This is a genomic window from Devosia alba (genome assembly GCF_039938915.1).
GTDB lineage: Bacteria > Pseudomonadota > Alphaproteobacteria > Rhizobiales > Devosiaceae > Devosia > Devosia alba.
In genome coordinates this window covers 325,638-349,193 of sequence record NZ_JBDUUI010000004.1, presented here as the reverse complement: position 1 = coordinate 349,193, position 23,556 = coordinate 325,638, and the positions used below count along the sequence as shown (strand labels likewise).

Genomic DNA, 23,556 nt, shown 5'->3' with positions numbered 1-23,556 from the left:
ATCTCAGTGAAAATTTACGCCCTCAGAGGGTCAGATCTCAGTGGCAATCAACAGCAGGACGATCTGCTGCGCTTCGACGCCAAGGGACAGGTGACACTGCTCCATTTCACCGACGTTCACGGCCAGCTCGCGCCGGTCTATTTCCGCCCCCCGATACCAATATCGGCGTCGGCGACTATGCGGGTCTTCCGCCGCATCTGGTCGGCGAGGAGTTCCTTAAGGCATTCGGCATCGAGCGCGGCAGCCCGCTCGCCTACGCGCATACCTTCGTGGACTATGTCGATCTGGCGCGCTCCTACGGTCGGCTCGGCGGCCTCGACCGCACCGCGACACTGGTCAAGGCCATCCGCGCCGAGCGCGGCGAAGACAAGGTGCTGTTCCTCGACGGCGGCGACACCTGGCAGGGGTCCTACACCTCGCTCAAGACCAACGGCCAGGACATGGTCGAGTGCATGAAGCTCCTCAAACCCGACGCCATGACCGGCCACTGGGAGTTCACCTTCGGCGAGGAGCGCTTCCTCGAGATCGTCGAGAGCATGGGCTACCCCTTCCTCGCCTCCAATATCTTCGATAACGAATGGGAAGAGCCGGCTTTCGAGCACACCGCCTATTTCGACAAGGGCGGCGTCAGGGTTGCGGTCATCGGCCAGGCCATGCCCTACACGCCGATCGCCAACCCCCGCTGGATGTTCCCGAAATGGTCGTTCGGGATCCGCCCCGACGTGCTGCAGCAGAATATCGACAGCGCCCGGGCGCAAGGCGCCGAGGTGGTGGTGCTGCTGTCGCATAACGGCTTTGACGTCGATCGCAAGCTGGCAGGCATGATCAATGGCCTCGACGTGATCCTGACCGGCCACACCCACGACGCCGTGCCCGTTGCGGTCGAGGTCGAGGGAACCCTCATCCTCTCGTCCGGCTCGCATGGCAAGTATCTGGGGCGCATCGATCTTGAGGTTTCCGGTGGTAAGGTGACAGGCTACAGTTCCAGTCTGATCCCTGTGTTCTCCGACGTCATCGAGCCCGACGCCGAGATGGCGGCCAAGATCGCCGAGTTCCGCGACCCGCACCAGGACGAGCTGTCGCGCGTTATCGGCCGCACCGAATCCCTGCTCTACCGGCGCGGCAATTTCAACGGTACGTGGGACGACCTCATCTGCGAGGGGATCATCGAGGAGCGCGACACCGAGATATCGCTCTCGTCAGGCTTCCGATGGGGCACAACGCTGCTGCCGGGCCAGGACATCACCATCGAGGATCTCTATACCGTGACCTCCATGAGCTACCCGGAGGTCTATCGGACCGAGATGACGGGCGCGCAGATCAAGGACATCCTCGAGGACGTTTGCGACAACCTCTTCAACAAGGATCCCTTCCTGCAGCAGGGCGGGGACATGGTCCGCGTCGGCGGCATGACCTACACCTGCGCCGTCAATGAGGACATCGGCAACCGCATCTCCGATATGCGGCTGACCGCCAGCGGGGAGCCGCTCGATGCCAATCACAGCTACGTCGTCGGTGGCTGGGCATCGATCAACGAAGCCACGGAGGGGCCGGCCATTTACGACCTGATGGAAGCCTACATCTCGCGGCTGGAGACGGTAACCGTGCCCGAGGAGCGATCAGTCAAGGTCGTTATCTGAGCCCGCGTTTCGACAGAAGGACGCCCGACTTGCGCAAAGTGACAAACATGAGTGTGGATATGACTCGAAGCGGACCAGGGGAGCCTGCAGCAGCTCCAGAGGACTCGACGCTGGCGTCGCGGCGCAGTTTCCTCAAAACAGGCCTCCTTGGCGGAGCGGCCGTGGCGGGCGGGCTGGCCTCCGGCCGTGCCCTCGCCGCCGGCGATCCCGCCATCACCGAGATCCAGGATTGGAACCGCTATCCCGGCGAGGGTGTCGACGCCCGCCCCTACGGCACGCCTTCGGAGTTCGAAGGCAATGTGGTGCGGCGCAGCGTTTCCTGGCTGACGGCGGACCCGATCTCGTCGGTCAACTTCACGCCGCTGCACGAGCTGGAAGGTATCATCACGCCGAACGGCCTCTGCTTCGAGCGCCACCACGCCGGCATCACCATCATCGAGCCCACCGAGCATCGGTTGATGATCAATGGTCTGGTCGATCGGCAGCTGGTGTTCACCATGGCGGACCTGAAGCGCTTCCCGCGGGTGAACCACGCCTACTTCCTCGAATGCGCTGCCAACTCGGGCATGGAGTGGCGCGGCTCGCAGCTCAACGGCGTGCAGTTCACGCACGGCATGGTGCACTGCGTGGTCTATACCGGCGTTCGTCTCAAGGACCTGCTTGACGAGGCCGGCATCAAGACCACCGGCACCTGGCTTCTGGCCGAGGGCGCAGATGCCTCCGCCATGACCCGGTCGATCCCGATGGAAAAGGCCATGGACGACTGCATCGTTGCCTTTGCCATGAACGGCGAGGCGCTCCGCCCCGAGCAGGGTTACCCGCTGCGGCTGGTGGTCCCCGGCTGGGAAGGCAACATGTGGATCAAGTGGCTGCGCCGTCTCGAGATCGGCGACAAGCCATGGCACCAGCGTGAGGAGACATCCAAGTATACGGACCTGCTGGCGGACGGCGTCGCGCGCCGCTTCACCTGGGTGATGGAGGTCAAGTCGGTGATCACCAATCCCAGCCCCCAGGCGCCCATCACCCATGGTCGAGGCCGCACCGTGCTCTCCGGGCTCGCCTGGTCCGGCAACGGCACCATCAAGCGGGTGGACGTGTCCATCGACGGCGGACGCAACTGGCACACGGCGCGGATCGACGGTCCCAGCCTGCCGCGCGCGCTGCACCGGTTCTACTACGAATTCGACTGGGATGGCTCGGAGCTGTTCCTGCAGTCGCGTGCAGTAGACGAACTCGGCTTTGTCCAGCCCACCAAGGATGAGTTGCGCACAGCCCGTGGCGAGAACTCCATTTACCACAATAACGGGATCCAGACCTGGCATGTCGGTCCCGACGGAGCAGTTGAAAATGTCGAGATTTCTTAGGACGTGCCTGACCGCCCTTGCGACAGGTCTGGTCCTGACAACGGTCGCCGCGGCAAGTGACCGCGAGGCCGGCGCTGCGGTGTTTCGCAAGTGCCAGGCCTGCCACGCGGTGGGCGAGGGCGCACAGAACCGGGTGGGACCGCAGCTCAACGATCTCTTCGGCCGCACCGCAGGGGGGCTCGAGGACTACCGCTATTCCCCGGCGATGGTCAAAGCGGGCGAAGACGGATTGGTCTGGAACGAGGAATCGCTTGCCGCCTACCTCGCCAGCCCCCGTGGTGTCGTCAAAGGCACCAAGATGGCGTTTGCCGGGCTGAAGGCCGAGGCCGACCGCGACAATGTGCTCGCCTATCTCGCGACCTTCTCGTCCGCAGAGGCCCCGGCAGCGGAGGCGGAGACCCCGGAGCCAGCCGAGGCAGAAACAGCGCAGGCAGAAATGGCTCAGCCAGAGCCGGCACCGGCCGCGGCGGCGCCGGCTGCCCCTGAGGGGGCCGCGGCCGGAGACGGCCTGGTCCTCAGGCTCGGGCGCGAGGCAACCGCCGAAGAAGTTGCTGCCTGGGATATCGACATCCGGCCCGACGGACTGGGGCTGCCGGACGGCCGCGGCACCGTCGCCGACGGCATGTTCATCTACGACGACAACTGCGCGGCCTGCCACGGCGACTTCGGCGAGGGTATCGGTCGCTGGCCGGTGCTGGCGGGTGGCCAGGGCACACTCACGCACGACCGGCCCAACAAGACGGTTGGCTCCTACTGGCCCTATCTCTCCACCGTCTACGACTATGTGCGCCGGACCATGCCCTTCGGCAATGCGCGGTCGCTGTCCGATGACGAGGTCTATGCCCTCACCGCTTATATCCTCTATCTCAACGATATCGTCGTGGACGAGGATTTCGAACTGTCCAAGGACACCTTCGCCACGATCGAGATGCCGAACGAGCCGAACTTCAAAGACGACGACCGTCCTGAAGAGGCTCACTACGCAAGGGACGAGCCGTGCATGACCGACTGCATCGCCGGCAAGGCCGAGATCAAGATGCATGCCGCCGTCCTCGACGTGACGCCAGAGGACACAGGCGACAACGAGGCGCCTGCGGTAGGGATCGAATAGGCGGGTCGTTCGGGGTCTTCGCCGGTCCTCCGCACCGGCGAAGCCACTGCTCCTTCGCCCCCCTGGATTCGGTTGCCCGTTGGTTGAGACGGGCGGCCCAAACCAGGCCAATCTTGACCAAAAGCGCCGCAGTGCGGGTCGGCGTTTTGGCTGTGGCGAGTCAGAGCGGTTCGCTCGCCTTGTCTCGCGTGCGCCAGGTTCCGTCGCGCCACTCGCGCACAGTCACGACAATCCGTTCGGCACTGATATCAATCAGATTGTAGGCGTTGGGTTCACCGCGCAGGCGGGTGGAGATGGCTGATGACGCTTGAGCAATCAGGATTGGTGCGACGGTGGACTTGCTCAGCCCCAGTGGCTCTCCCTGGTGGGAAGGCGCCTTGGTTTCGTGCTTGCGCAGATAGGACAGATGAAAGTGGCCGGACAGCACCAGGCGGACACCAAGCTTGGCAAAGGTCTTGAGTGCTTCGTCGGCGCGCTTTACCCGTTTGGTCTTCTGCAGCATTGGCGCAGTCGGAAACAGCAGGGGATGGTGCGCGACAATAACCCGTATGGCATCGGGAGATGCCTGGGCAAAGCGGTGCTCCAGGTCTTCAAGCTGGCCATGCGAGATTGTGCCATGACCCCAGTTCCATTCGAGACGGGCCCTGCGAGACGTCCGCATGCCAACCAGTGCCACCCCATCCATTTCAAGGAAGGGTTCGGTATCGGACGATATGTAGCGGCGGTAGAGTCCATACGGATCAATGAACCGCCTGAAGACGTTCACCGCTGGCACGTCGTGATTGCCTGGCACGGAAAATACCGGCGCCCTGAGCTTGTCCAAAAAATCACGCGCCTGTCGGAATTCCCGTTTGGTACCGATCTGGGTGAAGTCCCCGCTGGCAACGATCAAGTCCGGATCTTGCGCATTGATGTCGTCCGCGAAGCCTTCGGCCAACACCGGGTCGTGGCGACCGAAATGCAGGTCAGAGACATGGAGGATTTTCATGCTGCCTCCGCCGGAACTGTCGTCGGGGCGGGTACGATAACCGAGAGCGCCTGCGGCCTGATGGTAAATGCCAGCGGCGTGCGCAAGGTCTCGATCTCTCCGTCAAACATCACATTCAGCATGGGTTTGTGCGCGTCGATGGTCACCCCCTTGACGGTTTCCATCGACAGGGCTTCATCGCTCTTCCAATGGCCCAGCAGCATGCCGGTGGTCAGGCGAAAGAAATCACCCGCTGTGAGGTGACGCAGGATGTACAGGGTCAACGTTCCACCATCGAGACGGTGTCGTGAAAAGAACTGTCCCACACCTTCATCATAGGCATTGCTGGCCACCGCTATCGCCTGCACCCGCTCAACACGCCGCCCGCCATCATCGTGTTCGATGGCAACGGCTATCCTCTTGGCACGCATTAAACGTCGGAAGAAATAGCGTAGAAAGCCGATCTTGGCCGACAAATCGTAACGCCCGCGAATATGCTCGCGCCCCGCTGCCAGTTCCGGGATCAAACCGACGACAACTTTGTGCAGGAACACCCGACCGTTGACCTCGCCAACATCGATCCTGCGGTGGGTTCCCGTTGTTAACGCAGCCACCGCAGCCGGCAGATCCAGCGGGATTTGAAGATCCTTGGCGAGTGCATTGACGGTGCCGAGCGGCAGAATGGCGAGGCTTTTGTCAGAGCCGACAAGCGCGGCAGCCAGGGCCGTAATGGTGCCATCGCCACCCGCTGCGACTATTATTGATGCCTCGCTTGCCATTGCACTTTCTATACGGGTTGTCAGGTCGCGTTCGCTGTCGGCATCAACGATTGCCGTGAGGCCATTGGCAGCAAATAAACTGCCAATCATTTCGGCGGTCACGCCGACGGAATCGGCGGTGCCAGCATTGGCGTTGAGAAGTACGAAATAGGTGGCGTCGGTCATGGCAGATCGTTCCACTGCGTGGCTTGGGCCATATCGGAACGTCTGTCCGCAGTGGACGTTGCGTGTCGTGCCTCAGGAAAGCCCCAAAAGTTCAACTCCCTGCGGTCCAGGCTGCCTGATGTCGAGCGCGAACCGCCTGGTCTGTCAAAGGGACAAGCGCAGCCATGCCACCTGCGGGACTACCCCTCGCCGGAGGTCGTTCAATCAACTGGGACGACTGTGGACAGCGTCGCCGCCAGTGCTTTTGCGCTTCCATCATGGTCTAGAGTGGAGTCACTACTGAATCAACATGCCACCGATAGGGCAAAACTGGAGGGGGCTCATGCGCCTGATCAAAAGATTGATGACGGCGGCGATTACGCTACTGCTCGCCACACCGGCCTTGGCCCAAATTAGCGGCACCGACGCCCTGGTTGTCGGCGTGCAGGAATCGGGCACGGTGCAGTGGGAGATTGAGACGATCATCGCCCATGGCCTGGCGAGCAAGCACGGTTTGGAGCTTCAAATCCGACCGCTGGCCGATAGCCGGGCCGGACAGATTGCGCTGCAGGCCGGTGCGGTCGACTTGATTCTGTCCGACTTCGTCTGGGTCACCATTCAGCGCAATCAGGGCAACAAGGTCACCATGGTGCCTCATTCGCTGGCCGTTGGTGGCGTGATGGTCAGCGCTGACAGTGACATTGCCTCGGTGAAGGACCTCAAGGGCAAGACCATCGCTGTGGCCGGTGGCCCGGTCGACAAGAGCTGGGTGACCCTTCAGGCCTATTACAACAGCGTCACGGGCGACAATCTGATCGACGACGCCACAGCCAATTATGGCGCGCCGCCGCTGGTCAACGAATTGCTGGCCAGTGGTGGTGTTGATGCTGCGTTGAACTTCTGGCACTGGAATGCCCGTGCCAAGGCTGCCGGGGCCGTGGAGCTGATTTCGGTGGCCGAGATGTTTGAGGCATTGGGGGTTTCCGAACAACCGCCGCTGCTCGGTTGGACCTTTACCGACGAGACTGCCACGGACAAATCCAGGGCCATTACCAAATTCCTTGATGCTTCGTTCGAGGCCAAGCAATTGCTGCTCAGTGACGACAACGCCTGGACGCCGCTGCAGACGCTGATGGGCGCTGCGGGCGACGATGCCCTGTTTGCCCAATTGCGCGACGACTATCGCCTGGGCATTGTCACCAGCTACAATCCCGACCAAATGGGCGCGGCCAGGGAGGCCTTTGCACTGATGGCTGAGTATGGCGGGTCTGAACTGGTCGGCGACAAGGATCGGCTTGATGCCGGCACATTCTGGCGGGGCTATCGAAAATAGCCTCTCCTGGTGCACCCAACGGCCCCTCAAGCGCGTGGCGGCCACCGGCCGGCGCGCTTGAGGCACTGTCATTGCCGCTGCTGCTGCTGCTCTGGCAACTGCTGTCGATGCTGATCCTGCACCGCCTGTTTCCCTCGCCCATCGCCGTGGCGCAGGTGATGTGGGTTGAAACCACGCAAGGCAAGCTGCTGGTTGATCTGGGCCGGACGCTGACCCGGGTCGCCATCGCCTTTGCGATTGCCATGGTGCTGGGCACCGCGATCGGCATTGCCTTTGGCCGCCTCCGCTGGGTGGACCGGCTATTTTCGGGCTGGCTGCTGGTCGGCCTCAATCTGCCCGCGATTGTTGTCGCCATCGTTCTCTATATCTGGATGGGCCTGAATGATCTGGCGCTGATCCTGGCGGTCACCGTGAACAAGGTGCCCCTGGTCATCGCTACCGTGCGCGAAGGGGTGCGCAGTTTTTCCCATGATCTGGATGAGTTGGGTGCCGTGTTCCGGATGTCGCCGCTGCGGCGTCTCCGGCTGATCTTCGTGCCGCAACTGACCCCCTTTGTACTGGCAGCGGCGCGTACTGGGCTGTCCCTGATCTGGAAGATCGTCCTGGTGTTTGAAGTGCTGGGCAGCGACGGGGGCGTGGGCTACCGCATCAGCATCATGTTCCAGTTCTTCAACATTGCCGGCATCCTTGCCTATACCAGCGCTTTCATCGCGGTGGTTGTGGTATTCGAGTATGGAATTATGCAGCCACTGGAACGGCGGGTATTGCGATGGCGACCGGTCCGCGCCTGACCATCAATATCCGCGTCAAGCGGTTCGAGGCTGCCCCAGCGGCGCTCTTTGAGAACCTGCGCCTTGATATTGCGCCATCGAGCGTCGTGGCGCTCGTGGGCCCGTCCGGCATCGGCAAATCAACCCTGCTTCGGCTCATTGCCGGCATCGATACGGCCTTTGATGGCAGCATCGAGATTGACGGGGTTCGCGCTGCCGCCGCGTCCACGCCCGGCTTTGTGTTTCAGGATCCGCGTCTGCTGCCCTGGCTGACAGCGAGTGACAATATCCGGGCAGCGAGCCCTGGCTGCAGTGAGCAGGAGGCCCATACGGCGCTGCAACGGGTCGGGCTGGCGACGTCCGGGTCGCTCTACCCCCATCAACTCTCGGGCGGCATGCAGCGCCGCGTGGCCCTGGCGCGGGCGCTGGCGGTCAATGCCAGGCTGTTGCTGCTCGATGAGCCCTTTGTCTCGCTCGACCGGACCTTGGTCGGCGAGATGCATCTATTGTTCAGCCGCCTGATTGCCGAGGGCCGGCCGACGGTGGTTTTTGTCTCGCATCTGACCGATGACGCGGCGCGGCTCGCCGACCGCGCCATCCTGCTCGATCATCGGCCGGCGCGGATCGTCGCCGATATCGCCCTGCCGATCCCGCCCGCCGCGCGCGATGCGGCTGTGCTGGGCCAATACCGGACGCTGCTGGACAGTTTCTCTGGCGTAGAGTGTGAATGACATGGGCAAACCGGGCCGCGTGATTGCCCTTGATGCGGGACGCACGCCTTGCGGTTCGCTCAAGGCGCGCCTTGTCCGCCCGAACCCCGTCGTTTCCGGTTCCGGTCCTTTAGAGCTTCAAAGCCGACGATGACGTCGAGGAGTTCGGTGGTGATCTCGCGTTGCCGAACTGATCGGGTTTCGGCCTGCAAGTCCACCAAGCGCTCATCGACCGATTGCTCGGCCTGCTGCATCCGCGCGAGGCGGGCAGCATTTTCGGTCAGCAAGGCCTCGGCAGAGGCACGATAGACGGTGGCGTAGATCAGGTTGCGGATCAGAACAGCCAGCAATTGCGGCGCAGACATCGAAAGGCTCGGCAGGCTGCGCGAGACCCAGGGTCGCGCCGCGAGCGCGGCCAGCAGATCGGGACTCAGCGGCAATAGCGATTGCCATATGGCTTTTTGCCGCCCGTGCTCGGCGCGTTGGGTAAAGACGAGGGCGATGGCGGTGTCGTCAACGCGCATCGCTTCCAGTCGGGTGACGAGATCGCCCGCCAGACGGTTCAGCCCGTCCGCATTCGCGGGGGGCAGCAGGGTTACCTCGGGCGTCATGCCCTCGCCACGCAGCGCGTCCTGCATTTGCGCGCCGACGCAAAGGATGCGGGTGTCGGGGGTGAGGTGTGCCTTGGCCTCGATCGCCACGATCTCGTTATAGTTGCCGCAAAGGCCGTGATCCGATCCCATGACCACAAGAATGGTCCCATCCGTACCGCCCGATTGCACCAGGGGACCGTTGACGCGGATAAAGGCATGCAGGCCGTCAAGGACATTGTCGCGCCAGATGTCAATGGCGCGGGCCGCCTGTTCGTAAGGGGCAGCGTTGATCGCTGCCATCGTCTTCATGGTGCGAACAATGCCGCGAATGCTTTGCATGGTGCCCGTTTGCCGGGTCAGGCGTTCAAGCGACTGGGCCATCGACACTCTCCTCAATGGCGGCGCGGGCCAGCTCGATGATTTGTGCCCGATCCTCGGGCGTCATGCTGCGGCCAGAGCCGAGCAGTTCCTGGGTTTCGCCATTGGCGTGGCGGATGGCCCTGCGTATGGCGGTCGCCGCCGCTGCGGTCTTGGCCTCATCGAAGTTATCGAACAGGCCGGCCATTGCCGCGACAAGGATGGCAAGTTGCTCGTCAGCCGGCATCGGATCGCGTTCGGGCTGCCGCAGGGCCCCCCGGACAGCGGCGCCACGGCTCAGGGTCTGTTGTGTCTTGTCGTCAAGACGGGTGCCAAACCGGGCAAATTCCTCCAACTCTTCGAACTGCGAGAGCGTCACGCGCAAATTACCGGCCACATCGCGCAGGGCCGGGGCCTGTGCCTTGCCGCCCACGCGACTGACCGAGACCCCAAGATCGACGGCAGGAAACTGGTTGCGCCGCACGAGGCGCGGCGAGAGGTAGATCTGCCCGTCGGTGATCGAGATGAGGTTGGTTGGAATATAGGCCGAAAGGTTCTCGGCCTGGGTTTCGATTACCGGCAGGGCCGTGATCGAACCGCCGCCGATTCGCGCCCCGAACTGACCGGCGCGTTCGAGCAGGCGGGCATGGACGTAAAAGATATCGCCTGGAAAGGCCTCGCGCCCCGGGGGACGACGCAAGAGCAGGGACAACTCCCGGTAGGAATGGGCGTGATGGGTCAAGTCGTCGAACACGATGAGAATGTCGCGGCCCGTGGCCGCCAGCGCCTCGGCCATAGTCATCGCGGCGTAGGGGGCGATCCAGGACAGGCCCGGTGCCTCTTCGTCGCCCGCTGATACAATGATGGTGTTGTCCATGACGCCGCCCTTGCGGATTGCGCCAATGACCTTGGCGACGGCATCGCCGCGCTGGCCGATGGCGCAATAAACGCAAAGAACGACAGTGCCCCGCTGGTTGAGGATGGCATCGACGGCGATTGAGGTCTTGCCGGTCTGCCGGTCGCCAACGATCAATTCGCGCTGGCCCATGCCCACGGGCACCGCGGCGTCGATAGCCTTGAGGCCGGTGGCAAGAGGCCGTGCGACCGGGGCGCGGTCAAGGATGCCGGGGGCCTCGGCCTCGATCGGGCGCTGGCGGTCGGACCCAACCGGGCCGCGCCCGTCGCGGGGCCGCCCAAGCGCGTCGACTACGCGACCCAGCAGCGCGTCTCCCACCGGCACGCTGACGACACGGCCGGTGCGGCGTACATCCGATCCGGGCACGACCGGGCCGGAGGGACCGAGCAACACGACGCCGAGACGGTTCGGCTCCTGGTCAAAGACAATGCCCATGAGACCACCGCCGAAGTCCAGTAGTTCGTCCACCAGGGCGCGGGCGAGGCCGATTACAATGGCGATGCCATCGCCGATCTCGGACACCCGACCGATCTCTTGCAGTTTCGGTTCGGGCGCCGGAGCGTCGAGCAGCACCTGCAACAGGGCGTCGGTCGTATCACGCGGCATTGAATTGCTTTCTGCGCGGGCTGGCATCGTCCAGCATGTCGGCCAACCCATCGACATAGGCTTCGACCGTCCACTCCAGTTGCGCGCCGCCCATACGCAGCGACAGGCCGGGCGACAGGGCGGCATCGGTCTCAAAGCTGACCCGGCTGCCGGGCACGGCCTGGGTAATCGTGTCGCGAATGCGTGCGCATAGTTCGTCGGGCAGCGGGCGTTGCGTGGTGACTACCGCCTCGCTGCTATCACCCGTCGCCTCACGCAGATCGGCCGCCATGTCCGGCAGCCGCGTCAGCGTGCGGGCGACAATCTGCTCTTCCAGCGTTTCGCCCGCAAGGTCGTCCAGCGCCTTGCGCAGCAGGGCGAGCAGAGCCTGGGCACCCCTTTGATGCAGGCTTTCGCTGTAGCGGCGGGCCTCCTCGATGCGGTCAGCCTCACGGGCCTCCAGTTCGCGGGCGATACGCTCACGCGCGCCTGATAGCAGCGCAGCGCGCTCGGCTTCGGCCTCTTCGCGAACTGCAGCGAGTGCGCTCTCGTGCCCTGCCTTCAGGCGGGCAATCTCGGCGCGGTGGTCAGCCTCGGCGGCTTCCGCCGTTTCCCTTATGCGGGTCGCCTCGGACATGCGCGTCGCAATGGCCGCCTCGCGTGCATCGATGCCGTCGAGGATCGGCCGGTAGAGAAACCGTTTCAGCAGCCAGACCAGCACAAGAAAGTTCAGCAGTTGTGCGACGACGGTGACCCAGTCGATGGACATGTCAGACGCCCTGACCTGCCGCCTCGAGTGCCGCATTCCAGAACGGATTGGCAAACAGGAGGATCATGGCGACCACGAAACAGTAGATGGCGGTGGATTCGATCATCGCGAGGCTGACGAACAGGGTCCGCGACAGGGTCGACGCTGCGTCGGGTTGCTGGGCGATGGACGACAGCGCCTGCGCGGCGGCGCGGCCCTCGCCCAGCGCAGGGCCAAGCGCGCCAAAGGACACGGTGAGCCCGGCGGTGAAGATCGAGATGGCGGCAATAATGGCGAGGTCGGTCATGATGACTCCTGTGCGGGTGCGGGAATGGCTGTTGCCGACGAGATGTAGACAGTGGCGAGGATGGCGAAGATGTAGGCCTGAATGACGCCGGTCAGCAGGCCGAGCATGTCCATCACCACCGGAAAGAAGAAGGGTGCTACGCCGAGCAGGATCGCGGCGATCACCGCCCCGCTCATCACATTGCCGTAGAGACGGATGGCCAGGGAGATGCCGCGCGATGCCTCGCCGATGATGTTGAACGGGAGCATGACAATATTGGGCTCCATGTAGCTGTGCAGATAGCCGCCCAGGCCGCGCGCACCGATGCCAAAAAGCGGTACAGCGACCAGCACGGCGAGCGCCAGCGCGGTGGTCGTGGACAGCGAGGCAGTGGGCGAACGCCAACCGGGGACGACCATCAAAAGGTTGCAGGTGACGATGAACAAAAACAGCGTGCCCGAAAAATAGAGCAGGCGGCGGTCGGGGCGGGCGCTGATTTCGTCGATCTGGGCCTGAATGGCCAGGACGATGGTTTCGAGCGTGGTGCGCCAGCGGTCGGGCGGCACTTCGGGCTTGAGCGACCAAGTGACAAGGATTGAGGCGAGCGTGAGCAGCGCCATGACGCCCCAGGTGAAGACAATGGTGGCGTTCACGCCAAAGGCCCCGACGTAGAAGACGATGCTCTCGTCGGGGCTCAGTTCCATGCTTCACCCTCCTGTGCCGGACGAAGCACCGCGACCAAGACGAGCCGGACGACAAAAAAGGCGAGCGCGAAGCCGAGCAGTGCCACAGCACCAAGGGTTGCCACCCACCAGCCGGCAGCGAGCAGCAGCGCGATGCGCAGCGCAGCGCTCGGCAAAAGCACGGCCAGGGGATGGGCCGTGCGCAGCGCCAGCCGCATTCCCAGACCAAGACCGGCAAAGAACAGCGCTGCGGCAACTGCCCCGGCACCAAGGCCGATGGCGAGGAGGGGCCAGTCGATAGTGATCATCCGGTGTTCCCCCTGTCCATCCAGCGCCACGCCAGGAAGGCGCCGATCACGACGCCGCCGAGGATGAGCGCAACACTCCACGAAAATGCCTGTGGCCAGGCGCCGTCAAGCCAGAGGCCGAGGAAGGCACCGGCCACGGTTGGCACGGCGACGGCCCAGCCGATCATCCCGAAGACGCTGATGCCGCGCAACGGGCTGGGACCGGGATTGTCCCGGGCTGCCTGCTTGCGGGCGGCATCGCGCCCGATACGGTCCTCTTTGTCGTGGTCGTTGGTCATGGGCGTGGCTCTCCCCGCAAGCCGGCAAAGCGGCGCACCATGTCGGCCTCAAGACGTGACAGGGCCGAGCGGGCAACCCGTTCCTCGTCCTCGACTCCGGCAAAGAACTTGCCCACGGTCTCGTGCAGCGAGGCAAGATTGGCGCTCTCGACGCCGCCGCGCACCGCGATCTCGACGCCGTGGCCCTTCTTGACCAGAACGCCCTCGTCGATACCGAATACGCGCTCAGTACTGTCGGCCTCGGTCAACAGCAGTACGGAAGGCACCAGCGCGGCAACAAAATCCACATGGTTCGGTAAGATGCCGAAAGCGCCTTGCGGTCCCTCGGCGTTGAGGCGCGTAGCCGTGCCGTGGTAGAGCAAGCTCCCGGGCAGCCGGATACTGACGTGCATTTCGGATGCCATGCTCATGCGGCAACCTCCGTCACCGGCAGTGCGCCGATCATATAGTAGTCGCTCTCGGGCCGATCGAACTTGTCCTGGGCAAGGATGGTCTCGCACCCCGCCAACGTCGCCTCAAGCGGAACCATCTGGCCTTGGGGGCCCGTCGCCATGCTGACAGTGGCGAAAGGTTGCGTCAGGAACCGTTCCAACCGTCGCGCCCGGGCAACCACGGCGCGGTCATGGGCCGAAAGCTCCTCGATACCGAGCATGGCGATGATATCGCGCAAATCATCATATTCTGCCAGCGTCCGGCGCACCGCGCGGGCGATGTCATAATGGCGCTGGCCGACAACGTTTGGCGTCAGCATCACCGATGATGACGCGAGCGGATCGACCGCGGGGTAAAGACCCTCGGCGGCGCGCTTGCGGGACAGGACGACGGATGCCGAGAGATGGGAAAAAATATGCGCTGCTGCCGGATCGGTGAAATCGTCGGCGGGGACATAGACGGCCTGTATCGAGGTGATCGCCCCCGCTTTGGTGGAGGCGATGCGCTCCTGCAAGCTAGCAAGTTCGGTTGCCAGCGTCGGCTGATAGCCCACGCGCGAGGGCATGCGGCCCATCAGGCCCGACACCTCGGACCCGGCCTGAACATAGCGAAAGATATTGTCGATCAGCAGCAGCACGTCCTGCTTGCGGTCGTCGCGGAACCACTCGGCCATGGTAAGGGCCGATTTGCCGACGAGAAACCGCACGCCGGGGCTTTCTTTCATCTGGCCGAACAGCATCACCATGCGGTCGCGCACCCCCGCTTCGCCCATTTCGCGCCACAGTTCCTCGGCCTCGCGGGAGCGTTCGCCGATGCCGCAAAACAGGCTGACGCCGTGGTGATGCTCGACCGTGTTGTGGATCAACTCGCTGAGCAGCACGGTCTTGCCAACACCCGCCCCGCCAAACAGACCGGTCTTGCCGCCGCGTTCGATGGGGGCCAGCAGATCGATCGCTTTGATGCCGGTTTCGAGCACCTCGGCCCGCAGGATCCGGTCGGAGAGGGGCGGCGGGGCGCGGTGGATCGAGCGATGGTCCGCCGCCTCGGGCGCGGGCAGACCGTCGATGGGATCGCCGAAAACGTCGAGCATTCGGCCCAGCACCGCCTCGCCCACCGGCACCTTGATCGGACCGCCAGTGGCGCGCACAGTCGTGCCGAGGCCGAGGCCCTGCACCGGGTGGAGTGCGATGCAGCGGGCGGCGCCCCCCTGAACGAATGACATGACCTGCAAGGCCACATCGCCCGCATAGAGGAGGTCATCAAGTTCGGGCCCGCCCTCGGGAAAAAACGCATCAACAATGCCGCCGCGCACCGCCACGATCCGACCCTCCGCGCGCCTTTTGTCGGGAGCTGTCATATCAGCCCGCCATCGTGCCGATACCGATCCCCGGTGATGAGCAAGATTTTGCTTCGGTGGGGTGTCACGCTGTGGTTCCTTTGGTGACAGAGGAAATTCGCGTCCCGGCCCGACCGGCGAGGATGTCCGCCGCCTGATCCAGCCGCCCGATCCCGCCCAGCCCACCGGTGGCTGCAGCGAAGCCGGCGGCAGCGGTGACTTTGGGGCCCATCGACCCGGCAGGCAGCGCGAGTTTTTGCGCCTCTTCGGGGCTGATCGCGCCGATGGCTGCCTGATCGGGTGTGCCGAAATCGCGCATCACGGCGGCAACGTCGGTCAAAAGCAGCAGCGCGTCGGCGCCCAGTTCGCGCGCCAGCAGGGCGCTCGCCGCGTCCTTGTCGATCACCGCCTCGATACCCGAGAGGTTGCCGTCGGGTTGGCGTATGACGGGGATGCCGCCGCCGCCGGAACAGATCACGATCACGCCCTGATCCAACAGCAGCCGCAGGACGCGCAGGTCTGGTATTTCGAGCGGCTGGGGCGAGGCGACAACGCGGCGCCATTGCGCGCCATCCGCGGCGATGCTCCATCCGGCGGCCTTTGCCCGCGCTTCGGCCTCTTCGCGGCTGTATACCGGGCCGATGAACTTGGTCGGCCTGGAAAACGCCGGGTCGCGCGGATCAACCACAACCTGCGTCAAAAGAGTTGCCACGGGTTGGGAATGGTCCAGCGCGTTTTCAAGCTCCTGCTCGATCATATAGCCGATCATGCCGCCTGTTTCCGCGCCCAGCACGTCCAGCGGATAGGCCTCGTCCGGCTTGTAGGCCGCCCCCTGCAATGCCAGCAGGCCGACCTGCGGACCGTTGCCATGGGTCACCACGAGGCGATGTCCCGCCCACACGATTTTCGCCAAGGCTTCAGCCGCAACCCGGGCATTGATGCGCTGGTTTTCGGCGGTCAGGGGCTGATCGCGTTGCAGCAACGCGTTGCCGCCGAGGGCTGCAACGACGAGCATGGTCTAATTCCCCAGCGTGGCGACGAGAACCGCCTTGATGGTGTGCATCCGGTTTTCTGCCTGATCGAACACAATGGACGCCGGGCTCTCGAACACCTCGTCTGTCACTTCCATCGCCTCAATGCCGAACTTTTCGTGGATGTCCTTGCCGACCTGGGTTTCCGTATTGTGGAATGCGGGCAGGCAGTGCATGAACCGCGCGCGTGGATTGCCGGTCTTTTTCATCACCTCAGTCGTGACCTGAAAGGGTTGCAAAAGGTCGATCCGCTCGGCCCATTTCTCGGCGCTTTCGCCCATCGAGACCCAGACATCGGTATAGACGAAATCGACGCCATTGACGGCCTTGTCCACGTCCTCGGTGATCATGATGGACGCGCCGGTTTCACGGGCGATGGCCGCCGCCTCGTCCTGGATCTCGCGGGTCGGCCACAGGCTTTGAGGCGCACACAAGCGCACATCCATGCCCATTTTGGCACCGCCAATCAGCAGGCTGTCGCCCATATTGTTGCCCGCATCGCCCATGAAGCAATAGGCAACCTCGCGCAGCGGTTTTTCCGCATGCTCCTGCATCGTCAGGAAATCGGCGAGGATCTGGGTGGGGTGAAACTCGTCGGTGAGACCGTTGTAGACCGGAACCCCCGCATGAGCCGCCAACTCCTGGACGATGCTCTGGCCAAAGCCGCGATATTCGATCGCATCATAGACCCTGCCCAGCACGCGGGCCGTGTCCTTCACCGATTCCTTGTGGCCGATATGGGTGCCGGTCGGGCCCAAATAGGTGACCGTGGCGCCCTGATCGTGGGCCGCGACTTCAAACCCGACCCGGGTTCGGGTGCTGTCCTTTTCAAAGATCAGCGCTATTTCCTTGCCGCGCAGGGTTTCGACCTCGGTGCCCGCATATTTGGCGGCCTTGAGGTCGGCCGCGAGTTTCAGCAGGAAGCGGATTTCATCGGGGGTAAAGTCGCGCAGGGTCAGAAAGTGACGATTCTTCAGATTGAAAGCCATGGTTTTTCCTCAGAGGGCGTCGCGGATGGTAGGGCAGGACATGCAACGGCTGCCGCCGCGCCCGCGTCCCAGTTCGGCGCCGGGCATCTCGATTACCTCGATACCTTCCGCCCGCAGGGCCGCATTGGTGTCGTCATTGCGGTCGTAGCCCATGACGAGGCCAGGTCTCAATGCCAGCACGTTGTTGCCGTCGTTCCACTGCTCTCGCGACTGCTCGAACGGGTCCTTGCCACCCGTTGGCACCACCTTCATTTTGCTGAACCCCATGACGTCGGCAACGACGTCGAGCATCGGCCTGTCATCATGACGCATATCGAGCGGTTTGTTCCCCTCGCCCGGGCGCAGGTGATAGCAGGTCATTTCGTCCGCCACCTCCTTGAAGGCTGTGACGACATCGTCGCCGCAGAAGGTGAACACGGTATCGAGGTGCATCGCCGCGCGCTGTTTGGGCATCTGGCAGGCCACGACATGTTCAGCCCGGCCCTGATCGAACAGCGCCTGCGCCAATAGGCCCACCGCCTGTGGCGATGTCCGCTCGCCCATGCCGACCAGAACGATGCCGTTGCCCACTGGCATCTGGTCGCCACCCTCCAGCGTTGCGAGGCCGTAATTCTGTTGCGGATCGCCCCAGATCACCTCGACCTTGCCCTTGAATTTGGGGTGATATTGATAGATCGCGGCCGTGAGCAGCGTCTCGGGACGCCGCGCCTGCCAATACATCGGGTTCAGTGTAACCCCGCCATAGACCCAGGCAGAGTTGTCGCGGGTGAAAAGAAAATTCGGCAGGGGCGGCAGGATGAAGCCGTGACGGCCCAGATAGCTGCCGAACATGCTGGTCGCATCGAACGGTACGTCGGCGACAGTCAGCCCACCGATGAGCCACTTCGACAATTCCTCGCCCGGCAGCTCGTCCATCCAGTCGCGCAGGGCGCGCTGCATGCCGACGCCGACCTGGTTGGGGGCGATGCGGTAATCGAGCACCCATTTGCGGGCCTCGGCTATGTCCAGCGTTTCGGCCAAAAGGGTGTTGGTGTCGAGAACCTCGACCCCCTCGGCGCGCATGGATGCCGCGAAGGCGTCGTGGTCCTTTTGCGCCTGCTTCACCCAGAAGACGTCATCGAACAGCAATTCACTGCAGTTATCCGGCGTCAGGCGGCGGTGAGCGAGCCCGGGGCGGCAGACTATGACCTGCCGCAATTTGCCGGATTCGGAATGCACGCCAAGTTTGGTATCGGGCATCGGATGCTTCCTTCCAGGCAAGAAGTTAGAGGATGGCAGCTACACTGAGTGCCGCCGAGATGAACACAGTCAGGACCAGGAGCAGCGGCCAGATGAAGACGAGCCAGCGGTCATAGGACACCCGTCCGATCGCGAGCCCCCCGATGACCACGGCAAAGGTCGGGTTGATGAGGTTAACCAGGCCATTGGCCGACTGATACGCCGTGACCACGAGGTCGCGACCCACGCCAGCAAAGTCGGCGAGAGGCGCCAGGATCGGCATCGACAGCACGGCGAGACCGGAAGAGGACGGCACGAAAAAGCTCATCCCCACCTCGATCCAGAACATCACATTGATGAACGCCAACTCGCCCAGACCCCCGAGCGAGCCTTCAGCCGCATGCAGGATCGTGTCGGCAATCAGGCCGTTCTCCATGATCACCACGATGCCGCGCGCCAGCCCGATTACGAGAGCCACGCCCAAAAGATCGCGGGCGCCGTCAACGAAGCTGCCGGTCAGCCGTTTTTCGCCCAGCCGCGCGACGAGGCCGGTAACGATCGCGGCGCCAAGGAACAAGGCGCCCATTTGCGCCATCCACCACTCCTGCGAGGAGACGCCCCAGATCATCACCGCAAAGGTAAGGGCGAAGACAACCAGAACAATGCTCTGCGTCGTGCTCAGCGTATCGTCCACCTCCTCGCCCGCCTCTGCCAGAAACAGGCGCCGGTGCGCGGCAGCCTGATGCGAGACAACGGAACGAGAGGGATCCGCCTTTACGCGGCGGGCATAACGCATGACATAGGCAGCACATATTATCAGGCCGCCGATCAGCAGCACGAGGCGCAACACGATGCCGTCAGTGAACGGGATGCTCGCGGCATTCGATCCGATGACGGTGGCGAACGGATTGATGGTGGACCCCAGAACGCCGATGCCGGCGCCGATCAGGATCACGGCGATACCGGTTACGGCGTCATATCCCGCAGCGATCATCACCGGGATCAGGATCGCATAGAACGCCAGCGTTTCCTCGGCCATGCCATAGGTTGTGCCACCAAGGGCAAACAGCGCCATGAGAATCGGGATCATCCAGATCTCGCGGCCCCGCATCTTCACCATCGCCGCGCGGACGCCCGTGTCGATGGCCCCCGTGGCGTTCACGACACCGAGGAAACCGCCGAGGAACAGCACGAACAAGGCCACGTCGATGGCGTTCGCGGTGTAGCTATCGGGGTCGTAGAAACCGGCAATCGGGGCGAGCATGACATCGACAAAGCCTTGCGGATTGGACGCCACCTCGGCATAGGTGCCGGCCACCGCGACCGTCCGACCCACCGTCTCGTCCACCACCCGTTCATACTGTCCGGCGGGGATGATCCAGGTCAGCGCTGCAACCAGCACGATCAGACCGAACAGGATCGTATAGGCCGTGGGAAATCGCGACTGCAGGACCGTGGCATCATCGGGTTGTGGATCGGAAGAAGAGGTCATGTCTTGCTACCTTTTTCTTGATGGCAGCGCCCCTGGGCGCACAATCTTCATCATGGATCTCCAGCGTAGCGGCGGCGAACAGGCAAGTCTTTGACTTGGGTCAACGCGCGACAGCCGCCCGGCGGCCAGAAAAATGTGGGCAATCCCGCGTGGCAGGACGGGAAAATACTGTGCCGATTCTTCTACCGGCCGTGATGTTGCCATACTAATTTTGCCGAAGCGTCTTGATCGAGGGCACGACGCCGTTGGGCTTCCGGACGCCCGTCGGGTTCGAACGGCAGCACAAGTTCGAACTCTGAGGATATCTATGAAACGCGGGGCTGTTCCGGCGTCTTGTCGGGCTTGGACGACGCTGGGTGTTCTACGATCGATCGCAGATCGGCCTCGTCCAGCGACTCCTTTGCCAGCAGCTCGCGTGCGGCGCGTTCGAGGGATTCCCGCCGATTCTCAAGGAGCGACAAGGTGCGCTGCAACGCCTGTTCGACAATCTCGCGCACCTCGTCATCGATCTCGTTGGCGGTTTGGTCACCATAGTCTCGATCGCGCGTATAGGTCGTCAAATCGGTGCCCAGATCGGTGCCCAGATAGGTGCGCCGCTCTTTTTCCAACGCCACGTGGCCCAATTTCGTTGACATGCCATAGCGCGTGACCATGGCGCGGGCGATATCTGTCACCTTGGACAGATCGTCGGCCGCGCCTGTCGACAGGTGGCCAAAGACAATCTTCTCGGCGGCGCGCCCACCAAGCAGTACCGCCATCTTGTCTTCCAGTTCCTCTCGCGTCATCAAAAACCGGTCGTCGGTTGGGCGCTGAATGGTGTAGCCAAGCGCCCCCACCCCGCGGGGGATGATCGACACCTTGTGCACGACATCGGAACCAGGCAGGGCCATGGCAACCAGCGCATGTCCCATTTCATGGTAGGCTACGATCTCGCGCTCTTTCGGATTGAGCAGGCGATTGCGTTTTTCGAGGCCCGCGACAATGCGCTCTACGGCGTTGTTGAAGTCGTCCATGGTGACCGCATCACCTTTGCGCCGGGTCGCCAACAAGGTTGCTTCATTGACGAGGTTGGCGAGGTCCGCGCCGGTAAATCCGGGCGTCAGCGCCGCCACGTTTTCGGCGTTGACATCGGCGGCGAGCTTTACCTTCTTCATGTAGATGCCAAGGATCTCGATGCGACCGCCCTTGTCGGGACGGTCGACCAATACCTGTCGATCAAAGCGGCCGGCCCGCAGGAGCGCTGGATCAAGAATTTCGGGGCGGTTGGTCGCTGCCAGCAGCACAACGCCGCTTGACGTGTCAAAGCCGTCCAACTCAACAAGCAGCTGGTTCAGCGTCTGCTCCTTTTCGTCGTGACCGCCCATCATTGGGCCCGCACTGCGCGCGCGACCGAGCGCATCGAGTTCATCAATGAAAATGATGGCCGGGGCCTTGGCGCGCGCCTGCTCAAACAGATCGCGAACGCGCGCGGCCCCCACACCCACGAACATCTCGACAAATTCCGAACCGGAGATGGAAAAGAACGGTACCTTGGCTTCGCCGGCCACCGCCCTTGCGATCAGGGTCTTCCCGGTGCCGGGGGGGCCGACCAGCAGCACGCCTTTGGGCATCTTTCCCCCCAACCTGCCATATTCCACGGGGTTGCTCAGGAATTCGACGATCTCGCGTAGTTCGTCCACGGCTTCGTCGACCCCCGCGACATCGTCGAAAGTGACCTTGATGTCGGTCTCAACATAGACCTTGGCGCGGCTTTTGCCGATTTGCATCAGCCCACCTGCGCCTGAACCCATGCGTTTCATCAGGAAATACCAAACCGCAAAGAACAGCCCGACCGGTATGATCCACGACAGCAAAGTGCCGATAATATTGCTTTCGATCCGACCCGTGAACTCCACGCCGCTTGCTTGCAGCTGTCTGGCGAAGTCCGGGTCTACCCGCGTCGTGACGAAACGCGACTGGCCCGTCGACAATGGCTGTTTGAAGGTGCCCTGCAGATAGTCGTTGGATACCGTGACCTCGGCAATCTTGCCATCGTTGAGATAGGTCTCAAACTCGCTATAGGGCAGTTCAACGACCTGTTGCGGCACGGTTATAAAGTATTGAAACAAAAATAGACCGAAGGCCGCGGCGATCCAGTATCCAACATGAAATTGTGTATTGTTTTTCATGCGAGCCTCATCTTGTCCATTCAGGCCAGAACTTGGCAAGAAATCTGTTGCTGCCGATCGACGAGGTAGCAATTATGCGCTGAAAATCATCCTATGCCGTGCGGGGGGATTTGTCTTCTGTCGTGCCAAATCCGAGGCAGACGCACAATAGCGACTGCCAGACAGCGCGCTGAGCGCGTGGCGGGGTGAAGAGTGAAGGATGAAGTTGGCGAGGATTAGCCCCGCCAACTTCCAATACACGGCGTTGAGCCCACATTCCGCTACACGATGATGGTCCTCTGAACCAAGATCGAGTTGCGCCGACGCCGCTGCGCCACGGCCTGTTCCGCGGGCAGGCTAGAGAAACGCCACCTTGCCCGTGGCGATCTCGTAAATGCCGGCCACAGCACCGAGCGTGCCGGCGGCATGGGCCTCCGACAGAATTGGCCCTTCGCGCAGCGCCCGTTCGGCGTTGAGTTTGGCATTCTGAGCGGTAGCGGCAGCCAGCAGATCGGCTGGCGCGCTGTCCAACACGTCATAGACCGCCGGGCGGATGGCGTTGACCAGGCTGGGCAGATGGCCCGGTGGCAGCTCATTGTCGGCAATCGACTTGATCGTGGCATCAACAGCGCCACAGGCGGTGTGCCCCAGAACCACGATGGACTTGATGCCCAGCACGGCCACGCCGTATTCGAGCGTCGCCAAGCCTTCTTCGCTGATGAAATTACCCGCGACGCGCACCACGAACAGCTCGCCCGGGCCCTGATCGAAAATCAGTTCCGGCGCTACGCGGGAATCCGAACAGCTGACAATGGCTGCAAAGGGCCGCTGCCCTTCGGACCGACTGGCACGCGCCACTGAATAGTCGGTATTGATCGCGGCATTGGCGACATAGCGCGCATTGCCCTCGATCAGACGCTGCAGCGCCTCTTCTGGCGAGACTGGCGCCGCGGCAGCTGCCTCTTGCGCAACGGCCTGCGTCACCAGCGGGACGGTCAGCGACAGTGCCAAGCCCCCGGCGATCAGTCCGCGGCGGCTCATAGTCCCGGTATTGCAATCCTGGCACATAGTTTATCTTCCTCGCCTTTATAATATTCGGAGTTCATCAAGACGCCGGGCGCACCTGCGCCAGCTTCAAAGCAATGCTGAGACCAAGCCTGGCATGGTTCTCTCCAATCGACAGCACAGTAGCCTCGGTCGCCGCTGTTGGTCTGGCGGCAAGCAATGGTTTGCTGCACTGGTATCGCCCGTTGCGCAGAATTCTTCGTGGTCACGCTAAATCTGAACGGGTGACGCCGCTATCCGATATCCGCAAAACTGTGGTCGGCTCTCTCAGGCG

The 23,556-nt window shown here is 62.9% G+C and carries 22 protein-coding genes and 1 pseudogene; 6 read left to right on the top strand and 17 right to left on the bottom strand.

What is annotated here, in order from left to right; genetic code table 11:
* From soxB to ABFY71_RS08770, 3 genes and pseudogenes are all read left to right on the top strand, one after another.
* Positions 1-1,640 (top strand): annotated as a pseudogene (soxB, locus tag ABFY71_RS08780) (thiosulfohydrolase SoxB).
* Between the two features lie 59 nt (positions 1,641-1,699).
* Complete coding sequence (soxC, locus tag ABFY71_RS08775) at positions 1,700-3,004, top strand: sulfite dehydrogenase (RefSeq protein WP_347945636.1); 1,305 nt, start codon at positions 1,700-1,702, stop codon at positions 3,002-3,004.
* Positions 2,988-4,115 (top strand): c-type cytochrome, encoded by a 1,128-nt coding sequence (locus tag ABFY71_RS08770; RefSeq protein WP_347945624.1) that lies wholly within the window; start codon positions 2,988-2,990, stop codon positions 4,113-4,115. Before soxC ends, ABFY71_RS08770 begins: the two co-directional genes overlap by 17 nt.
* A 160-nt stretch (positions 4,116-4,275) precedes the next feature.
* Here ABFY71_RS08770 and ABFY71_RS08765 read toward each other — a convergent pair whose 3' ends face one another.
* Both ABFY71_RS08765 and ABFY71_RS08760 read right to left on the bottom strand, forming a co-directional pair.
* Positions 4,276-5,103 carry a metallophosphoesterase family protein gene (locus tag ABFY71_RS08765; protein WP_347945623.1) on the bottom strand — a complete coding sequence of 276 codons (828 nt, stop codon included), beginning with the start codon at positions 5,101-5,103 and terminating at the stop codon, positions 4,276-4,278.
* Complete coding sequence (locus tag ABFY71_RS08760; RefSeq protein ID WP_347945622.1) at positions 5,100-6,026, bottom strand: diacylglycerol/lipid kinase family protein; 927 nt, start codon at positions 6,024-6,026, stop codon at positions 5,100-5,102. The genes ABFY71_RS08765 and ABFY71_RS08760 overlap by 4 nt, the downstream gene beginning before the upstream one ends.
* Positions 6,027-6,348: 322 nt before the next feature.
* Here ABFY71_RS08760 and ABFY71_RS08755 point away from each other — a divergent pair, with 322 nt between their 5' ends.
* The 3 genes from ABFY71_RS08755 to ABFY71_RS08745 all read left to right on the top strand — a co-directional run bounded on the left by ABFY71_RS08755 (position 6,349) and on the right by ABFY71_RS08745 (position 8,839).
* Positions 6,349-7,338, top strand: coding sequence for an ABC transporter substrate-binding protein (locus ABFY71_RS08755; protein ID WP_347945621.1), 990 nt, complete (start codon positions 6,349-6,351; stop codon positions 7,336-7,338).
* Between the two features lie 71 nt (positions 7,339-7,409).
* On the top strand, positions 7,410-8,129 hold the full coding sequence (locus tag ABFY71_RS08750) for an ABC transporter permease (protein ID WP_347945620.1): 720 nt from the start codon (positions 7,410-7,412) through the stop codon (positions 8,127-8,129).
* A complete protein-coding gene (locus tag ABFY71_RS08745; RefSeq protein WP_347945619.1) occupies positions 8,108-8,839 on the top strand; it encodes an ABC transporter ATP-binding protein in 732 nt (243 codons plus the stop codon). The genes ABFY71_RS08750 and ABFY71_RS08745 overlap by 22 nt, the downstream gene beginning before the upstream one ends.
* 59 nt (positions 8,840-8,898) lie before the next feature.
* Here ABFY71_RS08745 and ABFY71_RS08740 read toward each other — a convergent pair whose 3' ends face one another.
* The 15 genes from ABFY71_RS08740 to ABFY71_RS08670 all read right to left on the bottom strand — a co-directional run bounded on the left by ABFY71_RS08740 (position 8,899) and on the right by ABFY71_RS08670 (position 23,258).
* Positions 8,899-9,792, bottom strand: a complete 894-nt coding sequence (locus tag ABFY71_RS08740; protein WP_347945618.1) for a F0F1 ATP synthase subunit gamma — start codon at positions 9,790-9,792, stop codon at positions 8,899-8,901.
* Positions 9,776-11,290, bottom strand: coding sequence for a F0F1 ATP synthase subunit alpha (locus ABFY71_RS08735; RefSeq protein WP_347945617.1), 1,515 nt, complete (start codon positions 11,288-11,290; stop codon positions 9,776-9,778). The genes ABFY71_RS08740 and ABFY71_RS08735 overlap by 17 nt, the downstream gene beginning before the upstream one ends.
* Complete coding sequence (locus ABFY71_RS08730) at positions 11,280-12,038, bottom strand: F0F1 ATP synthase subunit delta (protein ID WP_347945616.1); 759 nt, start codon at positions 12,036-12,038, stop codon at positions 11,280-11,282. The genes ABFY71_RS08735 and ABFY71_RS08730 overlap by 11 nt, the downstream gene beginning before the upstream one ends.
* Before the next feature lies 1 nt (position 12,039).
* Positions 12,040-12,324: a F0F1 ATP synthase subunit C gene (locus tag ABFY71_RS08725; protein WP_347945615.1), complete on the bottom strand. Its 285-nt coding sequence runs from the start codon at positions 12,322-12,324 to the stop codon at positions 12,040-12,042.
* The gene (locus ABFY71_RS08720; RefSeq protein WP_347945614.1) at positions 12,321-13,007 is read right to left on the bottom strand and encodes a F0F1 ATP synthase subunit A; all 687 of its coding nucleotides are present in this window, start codon (positions 13,005-13,007) and stop codon (positions 12,321-12,323) included. The genes ABFY71_RS08725 and ABFY71_RS08720 overlap by 4 nt, the downstream gene beginning before the upstream one ends.
* A complete protein-coding gene (locus ABFY71_RS08715) occupies positions 12,998-13,294 on the bottom strand; it encodes an N-ATPase subunit AtpR (protein ID WP_347945613.1) in 297 nt (98 codons plus the stop codon). Before ABFY71_RS08715 ends, ABFY71_RS08720 begins: the two co-directional genes overlap by 10 nt.
* Entirely contained in the window at positions 13,291-13,572 is a 282-nt protein-coding gene (locus ABFY71_RS08710; RefSeq protein ID WP_347945612.1) for an AtpZ/AtpI family protein, read from the bottom strand. Before ABFY71_RS08710 ends, ABFY71_RS08715 begins: the two co-directional genes overlap by 4 nt.
* Positions 13,569-13,982 carry an ATPase gene (locus tag ABFY71_RS08705; RefSeq protein WP_347945611.1) on the bottom strand — a complete coding sequence of 138 codons (414 nt, stop codon included), beginning with the start codon at positions 13,980-13,982 and terminating at the stop codon, positions 13,569-13,571. The genes ABFY71_RS08710 and ABFY71_RS08705 overlap by 4 nt, the downstream gene beginning before the upstream one ends.
* On the bottom strand, positions 13,979-15,361 hold the full coding sequence (gene atpD / locus ABFY71_RS08700) for a F0F1 ATP synthase subunit beta (protein ID WP_347945610.1): 1,383 nt from the start codon (positions 15,359-15,361) through the stop codon (positions 13,979-13,981). Before atpD ends, ABFY71_RS08705 begins: the two co-directional genes overlap by 4 nt.
* Before the next feature lie 64 nt (positions 15,362-15,425).
* Positions 15,426-16,355, bottom strand: coding sequence for a carbamate kinase (arcC, locus tag ABFY71_RS08695; protein WP_347945609.1), 930 nt, complete (start codon positions 16,353-16,355; stop codon positions 15,426-15,428).
* A 3-nt stretch (positions 16,356-16,358) separates the two neighbouring features.
* Positions 16,359-17,360, bottom strand: a complete 1,002-nt coding sequence (gene argF, locus ABFY71_RS08690; protein ID WP_347945607.1) for an ornithine carbamoyltransferase — start codon at positions 17,358-17,360, stop codon at positions 16,359-16,361.
* 9 nt (positions 17,361-17,369) lie between these two features.
* Positions 17,370-18,599 carry an arginine deiminase gene (locus tag ABFY71_RS08685; protein ID WP_347945605.1) on the bottom strand — a complete coding sequence of 410 codons (1,230 nt, stop codon included), beginning with the start codon at positions 18,597-18,599 and terminating at the stop codon, positions 17,370-17,372.
* 25 nt (positions 18,600-18,624) lie between these two features.
* Positions 18,625-20,070, bottom strand: coding sequence for a YfcC family protein (locus ABFY71_RS08680; protein ID WP_347945604.1), 1,446 nt, complete (start codon positions 20,068-20,070; stop codon positions 18,625-18,627).
* Positions 20,071-20,375: 305 nt separating this feature from the next.
* Complete coding sequence (gene ftsH / locus ABFY71_RS08675; protein ID WP_347945603.1) at positions 20,376-22,238, bottom strand: ATP-dependent zinc metalloprotease FtsH; 1,863 nt, start codon at positions 22,236-22,238, stop codon at positions 20,376-20,378.
* Positions 22,239-22,574: 336 nt separating this feature from the next.
* Entirely contained in the window at positions 22,575-23,258 is a 684-nt protein-coding gene (locus ABFY71_RS08670) for a carbonic anhydrase (RefSeq protein ID WP_347945602.1), read from the bottom strand.
* Positions 23,259-23,556: the final 298 nt, after the last annotated feature.

Bases quoted from the DNA above. Each gene is read 5' to 3' on its own strand.
- argF (WP_347945607.1), bottom strand. From the start codon at position 17,360: ATGGCTTTCAATCTGAAGAATCGTCACTTTCTGACCCTGCGCGACTTT.
- atpD (WP_347945610.1), bottom strand. From the start codon at position 15,361: ATGACAGCTCCCGACAAAAGGCGCGCGGAGGGTCGGATCGTGGCGGTG.
- ABFY71_RS08755 (WP_347945621.1), top strand. From the start codon at position 6,349: ATGCGCCTGATCAAAAGATTGATGACGGCGGCGATTACGCTACTGCTC.
- ABFY71_RS08770 (WP_347945624.1), top strand. From the start codon at position 2,988: ATGTCGAGATTTCTTAGGACGTGCCTGACCGCCCTTGCGACAGGTCTG.
- ABFY71_RS08715 (WP_347945613.1), bottom strand. From the start codon at position 13,294: ATGATCACTATCGACTGGCCCCTCCTCGCCATCGGCCTTGGTGCCGGG.
- ABFY71_RS08730 (WP_347945616.1), bottom strand. From the start codon at position 12,038: ATGTCCATCGACTGGGTCACCGTCGTCGCACAACTGCTGAACTTTCTT.
- ABFY71_RS08710 (WP_347945612.1), bottom strand. From the start codon at position 13,572: ATGACCAACGACCACGACAAAGAGGACCGTATCGGGCGCGATGCCGCC.
- ABFY71_RS08670 (WP_347945602.1), bottom strand. From the start codon at position 23,258: ATGAGCCGCCGCGGACTGATCGCCGGGGGCTTGGCACTGTCGCTGACC.
- ftsH (WP_347945603.1), bottom strand. From the start codon at position 22,238: ATGAAAAACAATACACAATTTCATGTTGGATACTGGATCGCCGCGGCC.
- ABFY71_RS08720 (WP_347945614.1), bottom strand. From the start codon at position 13,007: ATGGAACTGAGCCCCGACGAGAGCATCGTCTTCTACGTCGGGGCCTTT.
- ABFY71_RS08725 (WP_347945615.1), bottom strand. From the start codon at position 12,324: ATGACCGACCTCGCCATTATTGCCGCCATCTCGATCTTCACCGCCGGG.
- ABFY71_RS08685 (WP_347945605.1), bottom strand. From the start codon at position 18,599: ATGCCCGATACCAAACTTGGCGTGCATTCCGAATCCGGCAAATTGCGG.
- ABFY71_RS08735 (WP_347945617.1), bottom strand. From the start codon at position 11,290: ATGCCGCGTGATACGACCGACGCCCTGTTGCAGGTGCTGCTCGACGCT.
- ABFY71_RS08740 (WP_347945618.1), bottom strand. From the start codon at position 9,792: ATGGCCCAGTCGCTTGAACGCCTGACCCGGCAAACGGGCACCATGCAA.
- soxC (WP_347945636.1), top strand. From the start codon at position 1,700: ATGACTCGAAGCGGACCAGGGGAGCCTGCAGCAGCTCCAGAGGACTCG.
- ABFY71_RS08745 (WP_347945619.1), top strand. From the start codon at position 8,108: ATGGCGACCGGTCCGCGCCTGACCATCAATATCCGCGTCAAGCGGTTC.
- arcC (WP_347945609.1), bottom strand. From the start codon at position 16,355: ATGCTCGTCGTTGCAGCCCTCGGCGGCAACGCGTTGCTGCAACGCGAT.
- ABFY71_RS08765 (WP_347945623.1), bottom strand. From the start codon at position 5,103: ATGAAAATCCTCCATGTCTCTGACCTGCATTTCGGTCGCCACGACCCG.
- ABFY71_RS08680 (WP_347945604.1), bottom strand. From the start codon at position 20,070: ATGACCTCTTCTTCCGATCCACAACCCGATGATGCCACGGTCCTGCAG.
- ABFY71_RS08705 (WP_347945611.1), bottom strand. From the start codon at position 13,982: ATGAGCATGGCATCCGAAATGCACGTCAGTATCCGGCTGCCCGGGAGC.
- ABFY71_RS08760 (WP_347945622.1), bottom strand. From the start codon at position 6,026: ATGACCGACGCCACCTATTTCGTACTTCTCAACGCCAATGCTGGCACC.